Source organism: Gemmatimonadales bacterium, assembly GCA_036265815.1.
Lineage (GTDB): Bacteria > Gemmatimonadota > Gemmatimonadetes > Gemmatimonadales > GWC2-71-9 > CAVVWJ01.
Genome location: DATAOI010000052.1, coordinates 281,427 through 303,259 on the forward strand (window position 1 = coordinate 281,427; position 21,833 = coordinate 303,259).

General features: G+C 69.0%; 20 protein-coding genes. 7 read left to right on the plus strand and 13 right to left on the minus strand.

Features of this window, described 5'->3' with window-relative positions; translation table 11 throughout:
- Nucleotides 1–71: 71 nt before the first annotated feature.
- Nucleotides 72–1,187, minus strand: coding sequence for a DNA polymerase III subunit beta (gene dnaN / locus VHR41_12345; protein HEX3234982.1), 1,116 nt, complete (start codon nucleotides 1,185–1,187; stop codon nucleotides 72–74).
- Nucleotides 1,188–1,408: 221 nt separating this feature from the next.
- The gene (gene dnaA / locus VHR41_12350) at nucleotides 1,409–2,794 is read right to left on the minus strand and encodes a chromosomal replication initiator protein DnaA (protein ID HEX3234983.1); all 1,386 of its coding nucleotides are present in this window, start codon (nucleotides 2,792–2,794) and stop codon (nucleotides 1,409–1,411) included.
- Nucleotides 2,795–3,059: 265 nt separating this feature from the next.
- On the opposite strand from dnaA, the gene rpmH reads away from it, so the two are divergent.
- The 4 genes from rpmH to yidC are packed head-to-tail and all read left to right on the plus strand — an operon-like array spanning nucleotide 3,060 to nucleotide 5,544.
- Nucleotides 3,060–3,221: a 50S ribosomal protein L34 gene (rpmH, locus tag VHR41_12355; protein ID HEX3234984.1), complete on the plus strand. Its 162-nt coding sequence runs from the start codon at nucleotides 3,060–3,062 to the stop codon at nucleotides 3,219–3,221.
- Nucleotides 3,218–3,571, plus strand: a complete 354-nt coding sequence (rnpA, locus tag VHR41_12360) for a ribonuclease P protein component (protein HEX3234985.1) — start codon at nucleotides 3,218–3,220, stop codon at nucleotides 3,569–3,571. Before rpmH ends, rnpA begins: the two co-directional genes overlap by 4 nt.
- Before the next feature lie 21 nt (nucleotides 3,572–3,592).
- Nucleotides 3,593–3,805, plus strand: coding sequence for a membrane protein insertion efficiency factor YidD (gene yidD / locus VHR41_12365; GenBank protein HEX3234986.1), 213 nt, complete (start codon nucleotides 3,593–3,595; stop codon nucleotides 3,803–3,805).
- A 17-nt stretch (nucleotides 3,806–3,822) separates the two neighbouring features.
- The gene (gene yidC, locus VHR41_12370; protein ID HEX3234987.1) at nucleotides 3,823–5,544 is read left to right on the plus strand and encodes a membrane protein insertase YidC; all 1,722 of its coding nucleotides are present in this window, start codon (nucleotides 3,823–3,825) and stop codon (nucleotides 5,542–5,544) included.
- On the opposite strand, the gene VHR41_12375 is transcribed toward yidC, so the two are convergent.
- Nucleotides 5,525–6,454, minus strand: coding sequence for a hypothetical protein (locus tag VHR41_12375; GenBank protein ID HEX3234988.1), 930 nt, complete (start codon nucleotides 6,452–6,454; stop codon nucleotides 5,525–5,527). The two genes, yidC and VHR41_12375, sit on opposite strands and share 20 nt — an antisense overlap.
- Here VHR41_12375 and mnmE point away from each other — a divergent pair.
- Nucleotides 6,453–7,793: a tRNA uridine-5-carboxymethylaminomethyl(34) synthesis GTPase MnmE gene (gene mnmE / locus VHR41_12380; protein HEX3234989.1), complete on the plus strand. Its 1,341-nt coding sequence runs from the start codon at nucleotides 6,453–6,455 to the stop codon at nucleotides 7,791–7,793. The genes VHR41_12375 and mnmE overlap by 2 nt on opposite strands.
- Before the next feature lie 28 nt (nucleotides 7,794–7,821).
- Here the strand turns inward: mnmE and VHR41_12385 are convergent, their stop codons facing one another.
- From VHR41_12385 to mutS, 6 genes are read right to left on the minus strand one after another with little or no spacing between them, the layout of a single operon-like run.
- Nucleotides 7,822–8,766 (minus strand): DUF2268 domain-containing putative Zn-dependent protease, encoded by a 945-nt coding sequence (locus tag VHR41_12385; protein ID HEX3234990.1) that lies wholly within the window; start codon nucleotides 8,764–8,766, stop codon nucleotides 7,822–7,824.
- A 44-nt stretch (nucleotides 8,767–8,810) separates the two neighbouring features.
- Nucleotides 8,811–9,644 carry a rhomboid family intramembrane serine protease gene (locus VHR41_12390; protein ID HEX3234991.1) on the minus strand — a complete coding sequence of 278 codons (834 nt, stop codon included), beginning with the start codon at nucleotides 9,642–9,644 and terminating at the stop codon, nucleotides 8,811–8,813.
- Nucleotides 9,645–9,681: 37 nt separating this feature from the next.
- Nucleotides 9,682–10,701 (minus strand): D-alanine--D-alanine ligase, encoded by a 1,020-nt coding sequence (locus VHR41_12395; protein HEX3234992.1) that lies wholly within the window; start codon nucleotides 10,699–10,701, stop codon nucleotides 9,682–9,684.
- A complete protein-coding gene (locus VHR41_12400) occupies nucleotides 10,702–12,090 on the minus strand; it encodes a pyridoxal-phosphate dependent enzyme (GenBank protein ID HEX3234993.1) in 1,389 nt (462 codons plus the stop codon).
- Entirely contained in the window at nucleotides 12,087–12,506 is a 420-nt protein-coding gene (locus VHR41_12405; GenBank protein HEX3234994.1) for an energy transducer TonB, read from the minus strand. The genes VHR41_12400 and VHR41_12405 overlap by 4 nt, the downstream gene beginning before the upstream one ends.
- Nucleotides 12,503–15,109: a DNA mismatch repair protein MutS gene (gene mutS / locus VHR41_12410; GenBank protein ID HEX3234995.1), complete on the minus strand. Its 2,607-nt coding sequence runs from the start codon at nucleotides 15,107–15,109 to the stop codon at nucleotides 12,503–12,505. The genes VHR41_12405 and mutS overlap by 4 nt, the downstream gene beginning before the upstream one ends.
- A gap of 200 nt (nucleotides 15,110–15,309) precedes the next feature.
- On the opposite strand from mutS, the gene VHR41_12415 reads away from it, so the two are divergent.
- Both VHR41_12415 and VHR41_12420 read left to right on the plus strand, forming a co-directional pair.
- Nucleotides 15,310–15,726, plus strand: a complete 417-nt coding sequence (locus VHR41_12415; GenBank protein HEX3234996.1) for a VOC family protein — start codon at nucleotides 15,310–15,312, stop codon at nucleotides 15,724–15,726.
- Complete coding sequence (locus VHR41_12420; GenBank protein ID HEX3234997.1) at nucleotides 15,723–16,886, plus strand: FAD-dependent oxidoreductase; 1,164 nt, start codon at nucleotides 15,723–15,725, stop codon at nucleotides 16,884–16,886. Before VHR41_12415 ends, VHR41_12420 begins: the two co-directional genes overlap by 4 nt.
- Nucleotides 16,887–16,987: 101 nt before the next feature.
- Here VHR41_12420 and VHR41_12425 read toward each other — a convergent pair whose 3' ends face one another.
- The 4 genes from VHR41_12425 to VHR41_12440 all read right to left on the minus strand — a co-directional run.
- The gene (locus VHR41_12425) at nucleotides 16,988–17,959 is read right to left on the minus strand and encodes a tetratricopeptide repeat protein (GenBank protein ID HEX3234998.1); all 972 of its coding nucleotides are present in this window, start codon (nucleotides 17,957–17,959) and stop codon (nucleotides 16,988–16,990) included.
- A gap of 191 nt (nucleotides 17,960–18,150) precedes the next feature.
- Complete coding sequence (locus VHR41_12430; GenBank protein ID HEX3234999.1) at nucleotides 18,151–19,524, minus strand: sigma-54 dependent transcriptional regulator; 1,374 nt, start codon at nucleotides 19,522–19,524, stop codon at nucleotides 18,151–18,153.
- Nucleotides 19,521–21,206 (minus strand): HAMP domain-containing sensor histidine kinase, encoded by a 1,686-nt coding sequence (locus VHR41_12435; GenBank protein ID HEX3235000.1) that lies wholly within the window; start codon nucleotides 21,204–21,206, stop codon nucleotides 19,521–19,523. The genes VHR41_12430 and VHR41_12435 overlap by 4 nt, the downstream gene beginning before the upstream one ends.
- A partial coding sequence (locus VHR41_12440) for a hypothetical protein (GenBank protein ID HEX3235001.1) occupies nucleotides 21,203–21,833 on the minus strand: 631 nt, incomplete at its 5' end. The genes VHR41_12435 and VHR41_12440, both read right to left, overlap by 4 nt.

Here is a 21,833-nt window from a genome sequence, read left to right on the forward strand (position 1 = left end):
ACCTAACCCGCCGGAAAATAAATGTGCCCGCAGCGTCCTGCTGCGGGCACCGTCACCTCGTGCCGCTCGGCTCAATCCACCAGCCTCAGTGGCATGACCAGCGTCAGATAGCTCGACGGATCGTCCCAGCCCACCGGCTCGCAGGTGGCCGCGCGCTCCGGTGCCTTGAAGGTGAGGCGGACCTCGTCGGTGGGAATGTACTTGAGGATCTCGAGCAGATACGCCGCGTTGAAGCCGATCTCCAGCGGGTCGCCCTCGTAGCTCACCGTCAACTCCTCCTGGGCCTCGCCCAGGTCCGGCGTCTGGACCGAGAGCTTGCAGGACCCGTTGGCGAAGGCCATCCGGATCCGGTGGGTCTGGTCGCTCGCGACGATGCTCATCCGCCGGAGCGCGGACGCGAACGCCGCCTTGTCGGCCGTGGCGGACTTGTCGTTCTCCCGCGGGATCACCTGCTCGTAGTTGGGATACGGCCCCTCGATGAGCCGGGTGAAGATCTGGGTGCTGCTGGAGCGGAAGCCGAGGTGGTTCTCGCTCCGCGCGATATCGACCTCTTCGTCGCTGCCGAAGAGCCGGCGAATCTGCTCCAGCGCCTTGGGCGGCACGATGAGATCTGCCTGGGCCGAGCTGCCGGCTGGCGGCGTGGGCACGTCCATCCGGGCGAGCCGGTGACCGTTGGTGGCCACCATCCGCATCCGCTCGGGCCGGAGCTCCCAGAGCACGCCGTTCAGGATCGGCCGGCTCTCCTCGGTGCTGGCCGCGAAGGCCACGTGCCCGATCAGCTTCTGCAGGTCCTTGGACGAAGTCCGCCAGCCACCCTCGAACTTGACCGACGGGAACGCGGGAAACTCTTCCCGCGGAAGGCCCAGGAGCCGGAACCTGGAGCGGCCGCACTCGATAGTGACCCGCTGCTCTCCAGAGGCAGTGAGCCGGATGGCCGCGCTGGGCAGCTCCCGCACGATCTCGACCAGCTTGCGGGCCGGCAACGTGATCGCACCCTCCTGCTCCACCGAGGCCGACACCGTGGTGCTCACCGCGATGTCGAGATCGGTGCCGGAGAGACGGATCCCGTCTTTCGTGGCTTCGAGCAGGATGTTCGAGAGGATCGGCAACGTCGTCTTGGCGGGTACGCTGGCCGCCACCGCGACGAGACCTTCCTGGAGCTGCTCCCGCGTGATCGTGAGCTTCATGCCGCTCCTTCAGACGAGGCTCTAAGTAAGACTGCTTTTCTATTTATATATACTAGCAGCAGTAGTAGAGGGTCTGGAAATGTGGAGCGTCGCGATAAAGCACCTGCGGATCCGCACTTATCGCGATCCATCCGTGTCGAGAGCGTGTGTGCCATGGGGACGGGCACCGCGTACTCTCCACCACAATCCAGAGTTCCCACATCTCCCGCCGCTCGCGGGGATCATTCTGCGCACAACTCCTGGCGCGCATGCTCGACCCGCTCCCGAAAGGTGCGGTCGCGCGACATCTGCCGGCTCACCTTGTCGACGCTGTGAATGACCGTCGAGTGGTCTCGACCGCCGAAGGCCTGACCGATCTCCACCAGCTGCATCTCCAGCAGCTCGCGCGCAAGGTACATGGCAATCTGCCGCGGTACCGTGAGGGTCTTGATGCGCGCCTTGGAGCGGAGCCCGTCCGGCGTGACTCCCCAGCGCCGGGCCACCACCTCCTGCACCTTGTTGATCGAGGGCATCGCCTTGGGGATGCCGCCGGTGTCCTCGCCGGGCCGGATCTTGTCCGACAGTGCCTCCCGGGCGAGCTCGATCGAGACTTCCTTGTGCTTGAGCGAGGCGAACAGAAGCAGCTTGATGATGCAGCCTTCGAGCTCCCGAACATTGGAGCGCACGTGCTCTGCGATGAAACGCAGCACATCGTCCGGGATGGTGAGCTCCAGGTGGTCCTGCTCCTGCTTCTTCCGCAGGATGGCGATCCGGTGCTCCAGATCCGGCTGGCCGATGTCGGCCACCATGCCCCACTCGAAGCGGCTCACCAGCCGGGCCTCCAGCCCGGGGATCTCCTTGGGCGGGCGGTCGGAGGTGAGCACGATCTGCTTGTTGCCCTCGTACAGGGCATTGAACGTGTGGAAGAACTCCTCCTGGGTCATCTCCTTGCCTTCCAGGAAATGGACGTCGTCCACCAGGAAGAGATCCACGTCGCTGCGGTAGCGCCGGCGGAACTCCGGCATGGTCCGGCTGTGGATGCTCTCGATCACCTCGTTGATGAACTGCTCGGCGCCGACGTAAAGGATCCGGGTCTCCGGTATCCGCTGGCAGACGGCCTGGGCGATCGCCTGCATCAGGTGGGTCTTGCCCAGCCCGGTGGCGCCATAGATGAAGAGCGGGTTGTAGGTCTTGCCCGGCGACTCGGCCGCCGCGTGCGCCGCGGCGGCCGCCAGCTCGTTGGATTTGCCGATGACGAAAGTGTCGAAGGTGTACCGCTCGTTCAGCGGCTGGGTACTGGGATTCGTTGGGACGGCGGCCACGGGAGCCGGAGTAGCGGGCGCCACGAAGAAATCCATCTGGGGACGCTTCTGCCGATCCTCGTGCACTCGGAACACCACCGAGGTCGGCTGGCCGAGCACCGGCTCGGCGAGTCGAGAGAGGATGGTCGCGTGTTTGGTCTCGTTCCACTCGACGGCGAACTGGTCAGGCGCTCCAACGATGAGACGGCCCTCGTCCAGGGCGATCGCCTCGGTCGGCTCGAGCCAGGTCCGGATCGTGTGATCAGGAAGTTCGCGGTGCGCCTCATCGAGGATCCGCTTCCATGCGTCTTTCGCGGATAGCTGCATCAGTACTCGAAAACGGTGGGAGATTTTTCAAGGGCAGGAGATGTTACGGATCGGCTGTGGAAAAGTCAATGCGGGCTTGACAGCGGAAAAATCACCTGTCGGAGTGGGACTCGCGGCGCGCGTCTCATCCGCGGCGCTCCGAGACAGCAGTGTCATCGCACCAGAGGCTCGCCGACGAGAAGTCGCCCGCGCGACGGTGAGCCGTGGCTTGACCGAGGTCGAGTCTCTAACTAGCTTCCCCGGCTCACTTTGGAGGGACGCTCGCATGAAACCATCGTATCGGCCGCGCAATAAGCGCCGGATCAACACGCACGGCTTCCGCGCCCGCATGGCCACGCGGTGGGGACGAGCGGTTCTCTCGCGCCGACGGAAGAAGGGCCGCAAGCGGCTCACGGTCTCGCTGCCATCGAAGCACGGAGGCTCCTGACGCCGTCGGCGCGCCTCCCGCGAGCTCATCGGCTGGCGCGCGCGTCGGACATTCGCCGCTGCCTCACTCAGGGCCGCCGCCGCCGCTTCGAACATCTGGACATGATCTGGACGGACAACACGACGGGCCACCCGCGGATGGGACTGATCGTTGCGAAATTTCAGTCGTCCGCGGTGGCCCGCAATCGTCTGCGGCGGCGCCTCCGGGAGCTCTGGCGTCTGGAGCTCCAGCCCCACCAGCCCGCCTGGGATCTCGTCATCCGCGCTCGCCGCGAGGCCTACGGCGCTCCTTACCCGGTCCTGCGGGACGAGCTCCGCGCCTGGCGCCACGCCGCTCTCGCCGCGGGCTGAACGGTGTCATCGCTCCTGCGGCTGCCCCGCCGGTTCCTTGCCCTGCTGATCCGCGGTTACCAGCGCACCCTGTCACCGCTCCTGCCGCCGAGCTGCCGATTTCATCCGTCGTGCTCCCAGTACGCGCTCGAGGCGGTCGGCCGGCACGGCGCGGTCCGGGGCACCTGGCTGGCTCTCCGGCGTCTGGCCCGCTGCCACCCGTTCCATCCCGGCGGGTTCGATCCCGTCCCCTGACCCGGTGACCTGACGCCATGGACCGTCGTACCGTTTGGGCGATTCTGATCATGATGGTCATCGCCATCGCGCCCGCCCTCTTCATCAAGCGGCCCCCGCCCAAGCCGGGCAGCGCCGGCGCGGGAGACAGTACCGCGTCCGCGCCGTCCAAGGCGCCGCCTTCCGGCCCGGCACAGGTGCCCGCCCAGGGCGTGCGCCCGGACAGTGTGCGCTCCGACAGCGGGCGCGCACGTTCCGACAGCAGCCGCGCGGATACCGTTCGGGTCAGCTCGCCGCTCTACACCTTCGGATTCAGCACCCGGGGTGGACGAATGGTCGAGGCCACGCTGGCGCAGTACCGCTCGATGGACCCCGCCGAGCGGGGCCGCCCCGCCCGGATCATCCCGCCCGGCAGCAACCTGCTCGGCCTCACCCTGGTGACGGGCCGGGACACCGTTTCGCTCGCCAACTGGCCGTTCACCATTCAACCCGAGAGCCTGCGCGTCGGCGGCCCCGCCGAGCTCCGGCTGTCGGCCACGCGTGGCGCGGTGACGGTCGACCTCACCTATGCCTTTCGCCCGGACGATTACCGGGTGGCCATCTCGGGCCGGGTGACCGGCGTCGGCCCCAACGGAGGCCAGCTCCTGGTCGGCATGGGTCCCACCCTGGGGAACACCGAGGCCAACGAGGTCGAGAACCACCATGCGCTCGCGCTGGTCACCAAGCAGCGGAGCGCCGACCGGACCGACTTCTCCAGCCTCAAGGTCGGCGAGCCCACCACCATCAGCGGCCCGCTCGAGTGGGTCGCGGTCAAGTCGAAGTACTTCGTCACGGCCGTCTTCGCGTTCGACAGCACGGGCGGGGCGATCAGCGGAGTCACCGCCACCGGCCTCCCCACCACCGAGAAGCGCACCACCAGCGCCGACGTGCGTCTGAGCATTCCGGTGCCTCCCAGCGGCGCGTTCGAGTTGAGCGCGTACGCCGGGCCCATGGAATACGACCGGTTGAGCCGGATCGGCCACGACTTCGACGACGTGAACCCCTATGGCTGGCCCGGCTTCCGCACCATCATCCGGCCGGTGGCGGTGGGGGTGCGCTGGCTGCTGGTCTGGATGCACGAGCACCTGCACCTGGCGTACGGCCTGGTGCTGGTCTTCTTCGGGGTCCTGGTGCGGGTGCTGCTCTGGCCGCTCAACCAGAAGGCGATGCGCGCCAACATGCAGCTGCAGGCGGTGCAGCCGCTGATGAAGGACATTCAGGAGCGCCACAAGAACGATCCGCAGAAGCTGCAGCAGGAGATGTTCAAGCTGTACAAGGAGTACAACGTCAATCCGCTGGGCGGCTGCTGGCCGATGATGCTGCCGATGCCGGTGCTGTTCGCGCTCTTCTTCGTGTTCCAGAACAGCATCGAGCTCCGGGGCGCGTCGTTCCTCTGGCTGCCGGACCTCTCGCGGCCCGATCCGCTCTACATCATCCCGCTGGTCATGGGGCTCTCGATGTTCGGACTGAGCAAGGTGGGCCAGATCGGGATGGAGCCGAACCCGCAGATGAAGATGATGCTGTACGTCATGCCCGTGATGATGACGTTCCTGTTTCTCAACTTCGCCTCGGGGCTCAACCTGTACTACGCCGTGAGCAATATCGCCAGCATTCCGCAGCAGTGGATGCTGGCCCGGGAGCGGGTGAAGCGGGGCGGCGGCACCGGAGTGGGAGCCAAGCCGGCGCCCGTCGCGCCAGCGGTCAGGAAGAAGAAGGGCTGACCCGGGTGGACCCGGAGTCCGGCCGGGTGAGACGAACCGACATCGAGCGCTGGTCGATGGCCACCGAGAAGTCGTGGAGCACCCGGGTCCCGATGGTGATGTGTGAGGGAATGTCCGCCGGCAGCGGATGAACGGCGATCTCCGGCTGATGCATCGTGTATCGGCCCAGCCGGACATCGCCACGCAGAACCCCCAGCTTCACCTCGACCGGCGCCCCTCCCCCAACCACCGCTCGTCCGACCACCCGCAAGGGGCTCTGGAACGCCAGCCGGCCGGCCACCTCCGGTATCGCTTGGAATCCCACTCCCCCCTGCGTGTCGATCACGCCAGTTTCCCGGACGCCTCCGAGCTCCACCGGGATTCCGATGAAGGGCCCCACCCGTACGGCGCGCAGTATCTGCCGACCGTCGGGCCGTGGCAATCTGGCCGTGGTCAGGGACAACCGCCGGTTCGGGTAGTCGATCGTCAGCACCACGTCGCGGTAGGCGATGAGGCCGAGCACGCCATCGACCCCCAGCATGGCGAAGCCGCTGTCCCGCCCGACCGGGAGCCCGCTGACCACCGCCTGCCCGATCCGCAGCGAATCGAGCCGGAACAGCGAGTCGGTCTCGCCCTTTCCGATGGCGCGGAATGACAGGTCGGCGACCACGCGAGGCGAGACCAGTACGTCGGGTGAGCCGGTCTCCACGGCGAGCCGGTAAGGCCCTCGCCCGTTGAGCATCACCGGCACGATGGCCCGGCCGTCGGGCACTTCCATGGAGACGGATGTCGAGTCGGTGAGCGCGATGGTCTGCGCGGCGGCGTGCTGGCCGGTCCAACAGACCAGCAGCACGTGGGCCAGCTGCACCAGTTGCCTGCGAGTCCGCATGCGTCGCGATACGAACACCGCTCCGGTATAGTTTCCGGCCATGCTCTCCGATCCCATCGCCGCCCTCGCCACCCCAGCCGGCCGGTCCGCGCTCGCCGTGATCCGGGTGAGCGGCACCGGGGCATTCGCCGTAGCGGCGAGAGTGATCGCCGGGTTCCGTGATGACCGGCCGCGGTCGGCCCTGCTGGCCAGCTTCCACAACGCCGCGGGCGAGACCCTCGACCGCGGCCTATACACCGTGTTCCCCGGGCCCGCCAGCTACACCGGCGAAGACCTCGTCGAGCTCTCCTGCCACGGCGGGCTGCTCGCCCCGGCGCGAGTGCTGTCTGCTTTGCACGAGGCCGGCGCACGGCCCGCGGCCCCCGGCGAGTTCACCCGCCGGGCGGTGCTCAACGGCAGGCTCGACCTGGTCCAGGCGGAGGCCGTCGGCGACCTGATCGACGCCACCGCTCCGGCTCAGGCGAGGGCCGCGCTCCGGCAGCTGGGCGGCGACCTCTCCCGCCGGCTGGCGGACCTCCGGGAATCGCTGCTGGAGACCCAGGCGCTCTTGAGCTACGAGATCGACTTCCCCGGGGAGGACGACGGGCCGGTGCCGCCGGAGCGGATCATCCAGCAGCTGGAGGGGGTGCGTTCCCGCATCGATCGCCTGCTCGCGAGCGCCGCCTCGGCCGAGCGTCTGCGCGCCGGGGCGGTGCTGGTCCTGGCCGGCCGACCCAATGCGGGAAAGTCTTCACTCTTCAACGCGCTGCTCGGCGCTGACCGGGCGCTGGTCACCGAGATCCCTGGGACCACCCGGGACGCGATCGAAGCCCACACCGACTTTCTCGACTGGCCGGTGCGACTGATCGATACCGCCGGGCTGTGGGACTCGCCCCACCGGATCGACCGCATGGGTGTCGAGGTCAGCCGGCGCTATCTCGCCGCGGCGGACCTCGTGCTGCTCTGCGTCGAGACCGGCCGGGAGCCGGGCGAAGACGAGCGGACCATCGTGGCCCAGCGGCCGACGATGGTGGTGCGAACCAAGGCCGACCTGGCCAATGGAGCGGCCGGCGTGCCGTCCGACGGTGGGCTCGCCGTGTCCGTAGTGACCGGTGCCGGCCTGGGCGAGCTTCGCCGGGCAGTCGCCGAGCGGGTCTTTGCCGACAGAATCGCGCTGGCGGACCTGGAGCCGGCGCTCACCCGCGAGCGTCATCGCGTGGCGCTGGCCCGCGCGCAATCGGCGCTCGCCGAGGCGAGGCCACATCTGGAGCCAGGGAGCGACGCCGTGCTGGCGTCCCATCACGTCCGCGAGGCAACGGCCGCCCTGGAGGAGCTGCTCGGTACGTTCGATGTGGAGGAGGTGTTGGACCGGGTGTTCGGGAGCTTCTGCGTGGGGAAGTAGCCGGAGAGTACGAGCGAGCCTGCTCGAGCTATGCCGTCTGGATGCCGCGCGCCACGTCCTCCGCGGCTTGAAAGTCGTGGGCCGATGCCCGCACCGCAGCCGCCAGCCCCCGTTCGGCCACCAGCGCCTCCGTCATGCGGTATCCCAGGTAATACCCTGCCCGTTCAGGCAGCACGCGACCGCCGACCAGGCGGGCGGTCGGGCTCATGCCGCCGGTGAGATAGCGGAGCCGAAGGCCCAGCCCGCTCTGCTCCAGGTCCGGCTCCACCACGCGCCGCAGAAACGCCTCCATCTCGCGCAGCCGGTGATACTGGCGGCGGGGATAGCCGAAGTAGTCGGCCGCATCGAACCCGGGAGCCACCGCCTGCGCGGCGTGGACGGCGAGACCCTCGTTCACCAGCAGCTCGCGGAGGCTGGTCCGACTGCCGGTGGACCAGTAGTCGTAGTATCCGCCGGCGTCGGTCACCAGCCGCCGCATGTCGCTGGCGCTGGCCGGGGAGGTGTACCGCACCGTGTGGGCGAGCTCGTGCCCGATCCAGAGCGGCACCAGGTCGGGTGGGAGGCCCATGCCATAGGTCTCGGGGTTCACCCGGCCGGTGAAGTGCTCGAGGCAGATGAACGCGACGCCCCGGCCGCCCACCACCAGCTCGCCGGCGTTGGCGCCACCCAGCCCCACCATCAGGTACGTATCGGTAGGCCGGTCGATGCGCAGCACCTCTTCCGCCCTGGCGATCGCCTCCTCGGCGAGCTGCACTACGTCCACCGTGCCGGCCAGCGCCAGCAGATCGCTGCGATCGGCGTTCAGCGCGGACGCGACGATCTCGCCCGCGTGCGGACTGTCGGGATCGAGGACGTAGTTGCGCCAGTAGGCGTCGAGGATGAGGCGGTGGGAGTCGTGATACTGCCGATAGGCCGATTCCCGGTTCTCGGCGCCGAGCACCGCCAGGAAATCAGGGAGAAGATTGATCAGCACGCGGGACAATACGAAACGGCGAACTTCAATGCAAGTAGTCCCGGTCAGTTCTCCTGCTTCTTCTGCTTCGCGACTTCGTCGAGGAACTTCCGCTCGGCCTGCGTCAGACTGCCGATTCCCTTCTCGTTGATCTTGTCGAGCACGCGATCGACCTCGGCCGCCACCGGATCGCCGTCAGGGCGGCGGCGTGGACGAAGCGGCACCGGCGGGGTCCGCCGCTCGGGCTCCGCCGAGCCGGACTGGACCATCACCACACGCTCGACCGCGCGAGGCGGCGGATGCGGGCTCCGGCGCGAGAGCGCCTGCAGCCGGAAGAACAGGTAGCCCGACAGCGCGCCGCCCAGATGGGCCACGTGCGCTATCTCGTCGTGCCAGTAGATCGCGCCGAGGAAGTCGAGCGCGAGGAGAGCGAAGACGAAGGTGCGCGCCTTGAGCGGCATCGGAATCGGGAAAACCAGCAGCTCGGCGTCCGGCCAGAACATGGCGAACGCCACCGCGACGCCCAGCACCGCACCCGAGGCACCCACGAATGGTCCTACCGACACCAGGCCTCGGAGCCCCACGGAGAAGAGCGCCGCGCCCAGCCCGCACGCCAAGTAGTACAGCAGGAACGTCCGGCTCCCCATCCGGCTCTCCACTGGAGCGCCGAAGACGAAGAGCATGATCATGTTGGCCAGGAGGTGCAGGAGCCCCACGTGGACGAACATGTAGGTCAGGAAGGTCCACGGCTGCTGCAGCGCCAGCGAGGGCGTGAACTTCAGAGCATCGAGCAGGGCGGGCGAGGTGAACACCGTCATGCGCAGGAGCAGCACCACCGCGTTCGCGATGATGAGGCGACCCACCCAAGGGGTGATGCGGCTGGAAGGAGACAGATTCATCGAACCACGCCTTTGAACGCTGAGACCCTGCCCGACCCTACCAGGGCTCTGCCTGCCGGCCGAACCGGGCGCCGCGGCAGATCCGCTCGCACAGCTCGGGGAACTCGATACCCGCCGCACCGGCCGACTGGGGAAGCAGGCTGGTGGCTGTCATGCCCGGGAGGGTATTTACCTCTAAACAGAAGAGTTTCCCTTCCGGTGTCAAGCGAAAGTCGACCCGGGAATAGCCGCCCAGCTTGAGCGCCTCGTGGGCCAGCACGGCGAGCCGTCCGCATTCCGCCGCGACGGGGGCCGGCAGGTCGGCCGGGAAGATCTCCTGCGACATTCCTGGGGTGTACTTGCATTCGTAATCGAAAATTTCATGCCGTGGAATGATCTCCCCGGTCGCGAGGGGCCGGCCGTCAAGCACACCGGTTGTCAGCTCCCGCCCGGGGACGAACCGCTCGATCATGACCTCGTCGTCGTATTGCCGGGCCAGGGTCACCGCGGCCTGGTAGTCCTCCACCCGCTTCACCACCGTAAGTCCCACCGTGGAACCCTGCTTCGATGGCTTCACCACCACCGGCCATCCAAAATCGCGCCCCACCCGCTGGGTGTCTGCGGGGGCCATCACCCATTCCGCCGTTGGCACGCCCGCCATCTGGAAAAGGCGCTTCGATATGTCCTTATCCATGGCCATCCCGCTTCCCAGGCGACCGCTGCCGGTGTACGGCACGCCCACCATCTCGAGCAGGGTCTGGAGGGTGCCGTCCTCTCCCCGGCCCCCGTGCAGCGCAAGGAACAGCACGTCGGCCTCGCGGACCACGCCGAGGTTCCCCAGGCCCGAGAGGAGCAGCCCGCGCTCCAGCGACTGGAGCTGCTCGATGGACGGGGGCTCGACCCCGACCGCGCCGGAGAGAGTCGAGGCCTCCTCCGCCGCCGGGATGAAGCCGCGCGCGGTATCGACCACTGCCACGTCGTGACCGCGCGAGCGTAACGCTGCCACCACTTGCACCGCCGAGGCCAACGCCACGTCCCGCTCGCTCGAGGTGCCTCCCGTCAGTACGGTGACCCGCATCTATCGGGTTCCGATCATCTGCTGGAGCACGTCGTAGCGGCTCACGATCCCGATCAACTGGCCATTCTTCCGCACCAGGGCGGCCGGGCTCTCCCGGGTGAGCATGGAGCCGACCCGCTCGGTGGGCGTGCTGGCATCGACCTCGGGGAACGGCGCCTCCATGACCTCCCGCACCGGTCGGTCGAGCAGGGCAGGCTGGGAGAGGGCCCGGGTCATGAGGGATCCCTCGATCAAACCGCCCACCGACTCGCCGTTGTCCACCACCGGGATCTGGCTCACACTCCAGGTGCTCATGAGGTTGAGCGCCTGCCGCACGGCCGCGGCGGGCGCCACGCTCACCAGCGCCGGGGCATTGGCCGGCCGGCGCTCCAGCAGCTGCTCCACCGTCACCCGGGGTGCCTCGAGCATCTGGTTCTCCTGCATCCACTCGTCGCTGAACACCTTGGAGAGGTAGCGCTCCCCGGTATCGGCCAGGATGGTCACCACCAGCGCGGCCGGGTCGTCCACCTCCCGGGCCACCTCGAGGGCCAGCCACACGTTGAGGCCCGCCGAGCCGCCGGCCAGGATCCCCTCTTCGCGGGCGAGCCTCCGCGCCATCGTAAGTGACGTTCTGTCAGGAACTTGCCGGAATTCGTCGATCCAGTCGAACCACAGCGTGGTGGGGATCTTGTCCCCGCCGATTCCTTCCACCTTATAGGGATGTCCCTCGCCCAGCACCTTGCTCTGGTGATACTGGGTGTAGAGCGATCCGACCGGGTCTCCGGCGATGACGCGCACCTTGGGATTCTTCTCCTTGAGGTATTTGCCGGCGCCGCTGATGGTGCCGCCGGTGCCCGCCCCGGCCACGAAGTGGGTGATCTTCCCACCCGTCTGCTCCCAGATCTCGGGGCCGGTCGTCGCGTAATGGGCCTCGGGATTGATCGGGTTGTAGAACTGGTTCGCCAGGATGGCGCCGGGAGTCTCCCGGACCAGCTGTTTGGCCTTCATTACATAGTGGTCCGGGTGATCGGGTGGAACCGCGGTCGGCGTGATCACCACCTCCGCCCCATAGGCCTTGAGCAGCCGTACCTTCTCTTGCGACATCTTGTCCGGCATGGTGAAGATGCAGTGATAGCCTTTGAGGCTGGCAGCGATCGCCAGCCCGACGCCGGTGTTCCCGCTGGTGCCCTCGACGATGGTTCCGCCCTGCTTGAGCTCACCCCGCCGCTCCGCATCTTCGATGATCGCGAGGCCGATCCGATCCTTGACCGATCCGCCCGGGTTGACGTATTCCGCCTTACCGTAGACCGGCGTCCTGATCCCCCCGCCGATGCGGCCCAGCCGGATGAGCGGAGTCCATCCGATCGTCTCGAGCACCGAGTCATACGGGCGGAGATGCGGGTGGCTCATGGGGCCGTGCTCCGGGTCCGCGGGATGCGGAAGTGAATCGGCTGCAGGAAGGCGCCGGCGACCGGGCGGCCGTTCCGGAGCGCCGGCGAGAAGCGCAGCTTCGGCGCACCGGTCGTGGCCGCCGAATCCAGCGCGGGATATCCGCTCGACTCCGCCACTTTGGTTGATTCGGCCACGAGCGTTCCCCGTGAATCCGCGTACAGCCGGAGCACCACCCGGCCCTCGATCCCCTGCTCCCGCAGCGCCGCAGGATATTCCACCGGTGATACCGGGTTCACCGCCACCGGCGGCTGGTCCGCCGGATCGACGCTCACCGCGGCGGTCTCACCGGTGAGCCGGATCGTGCCATCATCCCGGGTGCGGCACGCGAGCCCGATCCCGAGGGCCAGCGCCGTCAGGATCACCTGGCGGCTCACCGACGATCCTCCGCCCGCCGCTTGAGATCCGCCAGCCGGTTGAGGGCCTCCAGCGGCGTCAGGGTGTCGACATCCAGCGCCCGGAGCTCGGCGAGCATCGGATCCGGCGGCGGCGGATCGACGAAGAGCACCAGCTGTCCCGGATCCCGCGGGGCGGGCGGGGCGCCGGGCACCACCCGGTGCTCACCTTCCAGGGTCGCCAGGATCTCCCGGGCCCGCAGCACGATCTGGTCCGGCAGCCCGGCGAGCTGCGCCACGTGGACGCCATAGGACCGGTCGGTGCCGCCCGGCTCGAGCCGGTGCAGGAAGATGACCGTATCGCCGGTCTCCCGCACGGCCACGTTGAAGTTTCGGGCGTGCTGCAGCCGCTCCGGAAGCTGCATCAGCTCATGATAGTGGGTGGCGAACATGGTCTTGCAGCCCACCCGGTCGTGCAGGTGCTCGGTCACGGCCCAGGCGATCGCCACGCCGTCGTAGGTCGAGGTGCCGCGGCCGATCTCGTCCAGCAGCACCAGGCTCCGGGCGGTGGCGTTGTGCAGGATGGCGCTGGTCTCGCTCATCTCCACCATGAAGGTGGACTGCCCCCGCGCCAGGTTGTCGCTCGCGCCTACCCGGGTAAAGAGCCGGTCTACCACCCCCACCGAGGCTTCGGCGGCCGGCACGAACGCACCCATCTGCGCCAGCACCACGCAGAGGCCGATCTGCCGCAGAATGGTCGACTTGCCCGCCATGTTGGGGCCGGTCACCAGCGCAACCCGCTCCGACTCGGTGAAGCGCGCGTCGTTGGGCATGAACGTCTCGCGCGGCATCATCCGCTCGATGACGGGATGCCGGCTCTCCCGGAGCACCAGATCGAACTGCTCCGACACCACCGGCCGCACGTAGCGGCCCGCCACCGCGCGATCGGCCAGCGCGGCCCACACGTCGAGCCGGGCGAGCACCCGGGCGGTCCGCTGAATCCGCCCGATGGCCTGGCCCACCGCCGCGCGGAGCGCGCCGAAGAGCTCCGCCTCCCGCGTCCCCATCCGCTCCTCGGCGCCGAGCACCTTGGCCTCGTGGTCCTTGAGCTCGGGAGTGACGTACCGCTCGGCGGACGCGAGCGTCTGACGGCGCTCGTAATCGGCCGGCACCTTGGCCGAGTGTGCGTTGGTGATCTCCAGGTAATAGCCGAAGACCTTGTTGAAGCCGACCTTGAGTGAGGAGATGCCGGTGCGCTCCCGCTCCCGCTGCTGCAATGAGGCGATATACTGGCGCCCCCCGTCCCGGAGCGAGCGAAGCTCGTCGAGCTCCCGATCGTAGCCGTGGCGGATCACTCCGCCGTCGGCGAGAGTCGGAGGCAAACGCGTTTCCAGCGCGGCCGTGAGCTCGGTCCCGAGATCGGCCAGGAGATCCAGCTCGTCTCCGGCGTCGCTCAAGGCGGCGGCGCGACCGCCGCCGGGGAGGGTCGAGGCGGCGAGGGAGCTCAATGCTTCGGCCACGTCGGGCAGCCGCTGAAACGAGTCCCGGAGGGCGCCGAGCTCCCGCGGGGTCGCGCGACCGGCCGCGGCCCGTCCGGCCAGGCGCTCGATGTCGCGCACACCGTCGAGCGCCTCCCGCAGGCGACCGCGGCCGCGCCCGTCCCGCACTGCCACTTCGACGGCGTCGAGTCGCTGGTTGATCTGCGCCGGGTGCCTGAGCGGAGAGAGCAGCCACTGACGCAGCAGCCGGGCGCCCATTGGCGTCACCGTGGCATCGACAGTCTCCAGCAGCGTGCACCCCCGGGCACCGGCCTGCAGCGGCTCGACCAGCTCCAAGTTGCGCCGGGTCATCTCGTCGAGCCAGAGGAACGCTTCGCTGCGCCGGACCAGCGGCCGGGCCAGATGCGGAAGCCCGGCGGGCTGCAGCTCGGTGAGGTAGCGCAGGAGCGCCCCCGCGGCTCCCAGCGCGGCGGCGTCGCCAGCACCGATGCCGAGCCCGTCCAGCGCGGCGAGGGAGAAGCGGCGGGCCAGCTCCTCGCGGGCGAGCTCCGGGTCGAACTCCCAGTGCTCACGCGGAGTGCGGAGGATGCCATCCGCCAGCGTCAGGGACAGGTCGGCCGGCAGTACGACCTCCGCCGGCCCCAGCCGTCCCAGCGCCTCGAGGAGATCGGCTACGGCGAGCGTCTCCAGCAGGAACTCGCCGGTACTGAGATCGATGGCCGCGAGTCCCATGGCCTCCTCGCCGCCGGACACCGCCACCAGGAAATTGTTCTTCGCGCCGGCGAGCCAACCCTCCTGGAGCAACGCGCCCGGAGTGACGGTCTCGACCACCTCGCGGCGAACCAGACCCTTGGCCAGCTTGGGATCCTCGACCTGCTCGCAGATGGCCACCCGGTGGCCGGCGCCGATCAGCAGCCGGAGATAATCGGCGGCCGCCTTGACCGGCACACCGGCGAGCGGCACCCCATCGCCCCGCGAGGTGAGGGTGATCTCCAGCACCCGGGCCGCGAGCTCGGCGTCCTCGTGGAACATTTCATAGAAGTCGCCGACCCGATAGAACAGGATGGTGTGGGGATGCTGCGCCTTCACCTCGCGCCAATGCTTGAGCATCGGCTGGGCAGAGCTGCCGGCCGGCTCGCGGCTCACGGCGGGGACAGGGTGGTTGAAGGGGAGGAGCGCGGCATGGCCAGGTGAATATAACAGCCGCCGCTGCGCCCTCACTGGGCCCGTTGGAGGCAGGAGGTTCCGCCACGATCCGCGGCCGCGGCGGGCCGCAGGGGACATCCCGGCTGCAACATAGCGGTATAGTTCAGCGAACCATCGCTCACCCCCTCTCCGAGACGCCGATGCCCCAGCCTTTCCACTTCGCCTTCTTCGTCCACGATCTCGCGTCCACTCGACGATTCTACGGCGAGATCCTCGGCTGCCGCCAAGGGCGCAGCACCGACACCTGGGTGGACTTCGATTTCTTCGGCAACCAGATCTCGGCCCATACCACCGGCACCGTCACACCGACCCAGAACACCGGACAGGTCGAAGGTATCAAGGTGCCGATGCCACATTTCGGCGCCCTCCTCCAGTGGGAGGAGTTCGGCGCGCTGCAGGAGCGCATCCACGCCGCCGGCCTGCCGTTCATTCTCGAGCCGCGGATCCGCTACGCCGGACAACCCGGCGAGCAGGCCACGATGTTCCTCCTCGACCCCAGCGGAAACGCACTGGAGTTCAAGAGTTTCCGCCACCCCGAGCACGTCTTCACGGCATGAGCGGCACCCCGGTCGCCGTGGTGGGCGGTGGCGTGATAGGAGCGAGTGTCGCGTATCACCTGGCCCTCCGCGGGATGCGCGACGTGGTCGTGCTGGACCGGAGCCCGGGGCCCGGCGAAGGCAGCACCGGGCGCGCCACCGGCGGATTCCGAGCGCAGTTCGGTACCGGCATCAACGTCCGGCTGTCGCTCCTCGCCCGGGAGAAGCTGCTCCGGTTCAGCCAGGAGATCGGGGTCGACCCGGGATACCTGCCGGCGGGATATCTCTGGCTCGCCACCACGGAAGCCGAGCTCGCGGAGCTCCGGGCGGGACGGCTGCTGCAGCGAGCGGAGGGGCTGCACGAGGCGGTGGAGGTCGACGCGGCGGACATCGCGCGGCTCAACCCCGCGCTCCGGCTGGACGGCGTGATCGGAGGGACGTTCTGCCCGACCGACGGCTTCATTCAGCCGAGACGCATCCTCGAGGGATACCTGGCGGCGGCCGAGCGGTGCGGCGTCCGGATCCAGTGGGGAACCGAGGTCACCGGCTTCGTCCAGCGGGAGGATGGCCGCATCGCTGGCGTCGAGACATCGCGCGGGAGGATCGACGTCGATGCCGTGGTGAACGCCGCGGGGGCCTGGGCTGCGTCGGTTGCGGATCTGGCCGGGATCGATCTGCCGGTCGTCCCGCTCCGCCGGCAGGTCGCGGTCACCACTCCCTGCGACCTGCTGCCGGCTACGATGCCGATGACACTTTTCGCCGGGGACGGATTCCACTTGAGGGTCCGCGACGGCCGGGTGATGCTGCTGCAGCCGAGCCCTGGGGTGCCGGGCCGTCCCTTCGACACTCGCGTCGATCGGGAGTGGATCGATGCGGTCACCGAGACCGCCCACCGTCGGCTGCCGGTGCTCCGGCGGGCCGCCATCGATCGAGCGGCGTGCTGGGCGGGCCTCTACGAGGTCTCCCCTGACAAGCATGCCATCGTGGGCGCGGCGCCGGGCTGCGGCAATCTCTTTCTGATCAACGGCTCCTCCGGACACGGCGTGATGCACGCTCCGGCCCTGGGTCAGCTGCTCGCCGAGATCATCTGCGATGGCAGGGCGTCCGCCCTGGATGTGACGGCGCTCCGACCGTCGAGGTTCGACGAGGGAGCGGCGGTGAGGGGACCGGGGATGCTCTGAGGAAGGTGGGGCAGGGTGAGGCAGGGTGGGGCAAGGTGAGGCAGGGTCACTGAACACACCGACTGGTTCAGTTGCCCTGCTCCACCCTGCCCCACCTTGCCTCACCTTGTCTCAACCGAATCCGTTTGCGCTGAATCGCTCGGCGCGCTGGTGTTCCGCCACTGCTCTACCTGCGATTGGAACTGGCTCGACAGCGCTGCCAGGTCCACCGTCGCGCTGTCCGAGCCTCCCTCCAGGCTCTTGACCCGCTCGAGCGCGACCGAGGCCTTGGCATAGCTGCTGTCCGCCTGCAGGGCGGCCTCATACGCCTGGCGCGCGGCTGCGGGGTGACCGGTGCGCTCCAGCGCGGTGCCGAGATTGTTCTGAAATACCGGGACGTTGCCGCGGATCTCGACCGCGCGGGCCAGCGGCGGCAGGGCCTCGTCGCTCCGTCCCTGCTGGATGTAGATGAAGCCGAGGTTGTTCATCGCCCAGGTGTCCTTGTCGTCGATGGCGATGGCGCGCTGGTAGGCGTCGATCGCCTCGGGGATCTCGCCCAGCTCGTGGTGGACCCGACCCAGCAGGCGGAGCCCGTCGTTGGACATCGGCTCGATCGCCAGCGCCTGCTTGACCCGCTCGAGCGCCTCCTTGGGTCTCGCGGTCTCCAGCAGTACACGCGCCGAGTTGAGCAGGCTCTTCCGATGGTTGGGATCGAGCCGGAGCGCCTGGTCGAACGCCTCCAGGGAGCTCTCCTGATCGCCGGCCTTCCAGGCGGAGAGTCCGAGCATGTAGAAGCCCCAGGCGTTCTCCGGATTGTGCGCGGTGTAACCGGTGAAGAGATCGGTGGCCTCGGTGTAGTTGCCCTGCCTGAACGCCAGCTCGGCGTCGTCGTAGGACACGTTCGCCGGCGCGCGCGTGGCGGATCCGGTGGTGCTGCTCGCTTCGGGGGTCGACGACGTCGCGGACGGCGTGACGGCGCCGCTCGAGATCGTGGTCGTGGCGGTTGTCGGCTTGTCCTTCCCACCGCAGCCGGTGGCGAGCGGTGCGAGCACGGCGGCGGCGAACAGGGAGAGACGGGTGGCGTTGCGGGACATCTGCTCCTCCTCATGGTGTGGCGCCTGGGGCGCGGTGGACTGCTGGCGCCTACCAGAAAGGCAAGCCGGCGGCCATCCTGGAGCAGATTGGCTAAGTGATCAATTCACAAGCTGTTGACTGGAGTGCCGCGAGCCGGCGGCGGGGTGTTAGTGTCCTCGTGGACACGCGTGCTGGATGGTGCTTGTGTCCGCTAGGACACGTCCTCCGAGGGCCGCCTCACGCCGTGGCGGCGCATGATCTTGAGCAGGCTCGCGTGATCGGCCAGCCCCAGCTCCTCGGCCGTTCGGGTGATCTGCCAGCCGTTCCGCTCCAATGCCGTGATCAGGATGCGTCGCTCGGCTTCCGCCTTGAGCTCCTGGAAGGTGCCGCCGCCCGCAGGAGTGCCTCGCCCGGTCTCCGCGCTCCGCATCTCTGGCGGCACCTCCGCCGGGCCCACCACCTCACCGTCCGCGGCGATGATCATCCGCTCCACCACGTTGCGGAGCTCGCGGACGTTGTTCCGACGCCACTCCCAGGCACTCAGGAGCTCGAGCGTCTCCGGCGCCAGGCGCTTCTTCCGAATGCCGAAGCTGCCGCAGATCGCGCTCGCCAGCTTCTGGGCGATCTCTGGCACGTCGGACAACCGGTCCCGCAGCGGCGGCACCTGCACCTGGTGGACGTTGAGCCGATAGTAGAGATCCTCCCGGAAGCTTCCCGCCGCCACCGCGGCGTCGAGATCGCGGTTGGTGGCCGCGACCACCCGGGCCTCCACCAGGACGGTGCGCGAGCCGCCGAGCCGGGTGACCCGGCGCTCTTCCAGCACCCGGAGCAGCTTGGCTTGGGAGGCGAGCGGCAGCTCTCCGATCTCGTCGAGGAACAGCGTCCCGCGCTCCGCCGCCTCGAAGGCACCCTTCCGGGTGGACGCGGCGCCGGTGAAGGCCCCGCGCTCGTGCCCGAACAGCTCACTCTCGATCAGACTCTCGGGCAGCGCCGCGCTGTTGATCGCCACGAACGGTGCGGCGGGATTGGGGCCGAGCCGGTGGAGCTCGCGGGCCACCAGCTCCTTTCCGGTGCCGCTCTCGCCCAGGATGAGCACGGTGCTGGGCACCGGTGCCACCCGGGCCACGACCTCGCGGAGTCGCGCCATCGCGGCGCTGCTTCCCACCAGCGAGCTGCCGGCGTCGAACCGGCGCCGCAGGGCGTCGACTTCGGCACGGAGGCGTCGGCGCTCGACCGCGCCCGCGATCTCCTGCGCCACCCGCTCCATCGGCTCCGACTTGTCGATGAATCCGTATGCGCCAAGCCGGATTGCCTGGATGCAGCGGTCGTAGTTGCCGGTCCCGGTGTACACGATGACGGGCACCTCGGAACCGCGGTGCTCCAGCACTCGCAGCACTTCGAAGCCGTCCATGCCCGGCATCTCCAGATCGAGCAGGATGCAGTCCACCGCCTCGCCGCCGAGGCGCTCGAGCGCCTGCCGCCCGTCCCCGGCAACGATGACCTCGTACCCCGCGATGCGCCGGAGATCGTAGGCGTACTGTTCGGCCATCGCGGGCACGTCGTCCACCACGAGAATGAGGGTCACGAGCCGGCTCCCCCCGCCGCGGGCAGCTCGATGACGGCCCGGGTGCCGGCGCCCGGGGCGGTCTCGATCCTGAGGCGGCCGTTCAGATCGAGCACCAGGCGGCGGACGATCGACAGACCGAGCCCGGTGCCGCCGTCCTTCGTCGTGTAGAAGTCGTCGAAGGCACGATCGAGCTCGGCCCGACTCATGCCAGGCCCATCGTCCGCCACCGTGATCCGCACCAGCCCGCCGCCGCCGTCCGCTGTGGCGGACTCGGTGATGACGGTGACGCCGCCGAATCCTCGCCCTGCCAGGCTCTCCACCGCGTTACCTACCAGGTTCTGCAGAACTCGCCGGAGCACGAGCTGATCGCCGGAGACGCGGGGAAGCTCGGGCTGCAGCATCATGCGGAGCGAGACCGCGCCGGGCGCGGCGATGCGCACGACTTCCTCGACCACGGCGTTCACGTCGCACGGCTCACGGGTGAGTTCGGGCGCCAGCCGGGCGTAGTTCCGAGCGAGGGTGTCGAGGTAAGAGAGGCTGCTCTCGAGCGTGCCCTCCCGCTCCTGAAACACCGCCGCGAGCGCCTCCGGCTGCTCCGTGGCGACCTGGCCCAGATGCCGGACCACATTCCGGATCGGCACCAAGCCGTTCTTGATGTCATGGTTCACCTGGCGCGCCAGGTCGCCGGTGACCACGCGCCGCTCCGCCTCGCGCAGGCGGACAGCGCCGAGGCGGAGGCGCTCCGTCATGGTGCCGAGCACGCGGGAGAGGGTGCCGATCTCGTCATCACGCTCGGTGGCGAAGTCCTGATCGAGCCGGTCGAGGTCGATGGCGCCGGTCTTCTCGGCCAAGGCGGTGAGCGGGCGGCTGATCCGGGCCGCGAGCCAGGCCGCGCCAACCAGCGCGGCCGCGGCCGTTGCGATCAGGGTGGCGAAGAACCAGGCGTCGACCCCTCGCCGCAGCGCGTGCAGGGTGGCGCCCGATTGGGTGACGATCAGCCGCGCAGTGTCGAGAGCGCCAGCGGCCGCGGTGAGGTCGAGGTAGGGGACCGCGAGCGCGCTCGCCACCTCCGCACCGGCTGGCGATTCCGAGCCGGGATAGGCCAGGCTCACCCTGATGTCGGGATCGCGGGAGGCGCCGGCGAGCAGCCGATCGGCCAGGGGCACACCACCGGTCAGGCTGAAGCGCTGTCCCGCGACGACGAAGGAATCGGTGCGCGCGAGGGCCACGAGTGGCGCCTCGGGGCCCGGCACCCGGACCAGCACGGGCCCACTGCCCGCGGAGGACACCAGGCGGGGCAGCTCGGGCTCCGCCCGATCGAAGGCGTTTCGGAAATGGGCGGAGCTCAGAATTCGACCGCCGCTGTCCTGGATCTGCAGCAACGAAAGGCCGGACGCATTCGCTGTCGCGGCTGCGTAGTCGAGCAGATATCGGCGGGCGCTCGGCTCGTGCTGCACGGTGGCCAGACGGAAGCGGTTGTCCTCGGACAGGGCAGTGCCGAGGGCGCTCAGGCGGCGAGCCACGTTGTCGCCCTCCCGGCTCAGGTCGGCGCGCAGGCCGGCGACGGTGGCGCCCACCCGCGCGCGGTACTCGTCGCCTAGCCTCCGCTCCATCTCCCGCCGGAAGCCGATGGCGAGCGCCGCCAGCGGTACCAGGACCGACAGCGTGACCGCGAGATAGAGCCGCGCCCGAAAGCTCATGGCCGGATGGCACCGTCCCATTCGACGGTGAGAGAGGGCGATCCGCGGCGCACCACGGCAGTCGACCGGGTATCGACCAGCGGAAGGATGGTGCTGCCGGCCGCCATGCCGGCGAGCTCGCGGCATGGAACGAGGGCGATCCGTGGCAACGGCAGCACGTAGGCACGGTCGTTCCCGGCACGGAGCCGGGCGGCGAGCTCGGACGGCGCCGCGCTCCGGGCCAGCAGCATGCGCTCGCCCGCGAGCGCGACCATCCGCTCGGCGAGGTCGCGGGCCGCCGGGTCGTCGCTGGGGTAAACGATGGCTGCGCCGCTCGGCGCCGCGGACGGTCGGCTGGAGCTGTCGCAGCCGACGGCCGAGCTCCACCAGAACGGTGGCTCGGCGCCTCGAGATTCCTCGCGCACGACGTCCCGTGCCAGTGACGCCCGGAACGCCGCCGAGTCGGCGCCGCTCACCACCGGGAGAATCGGCCGCCCCGCAGGAGTTACCATCACGTACGTTCGGCTCCACGGCAGCGGAAGCGTGCCGAACTCGGCGCGCCGGCCGGCGTACTCCAGCAGCACCGGATCGCTCGTCTCCAGGAGATCGGCCCAGCGGTCGAGGGCATCGCGGGGATCAGGGCCGGCG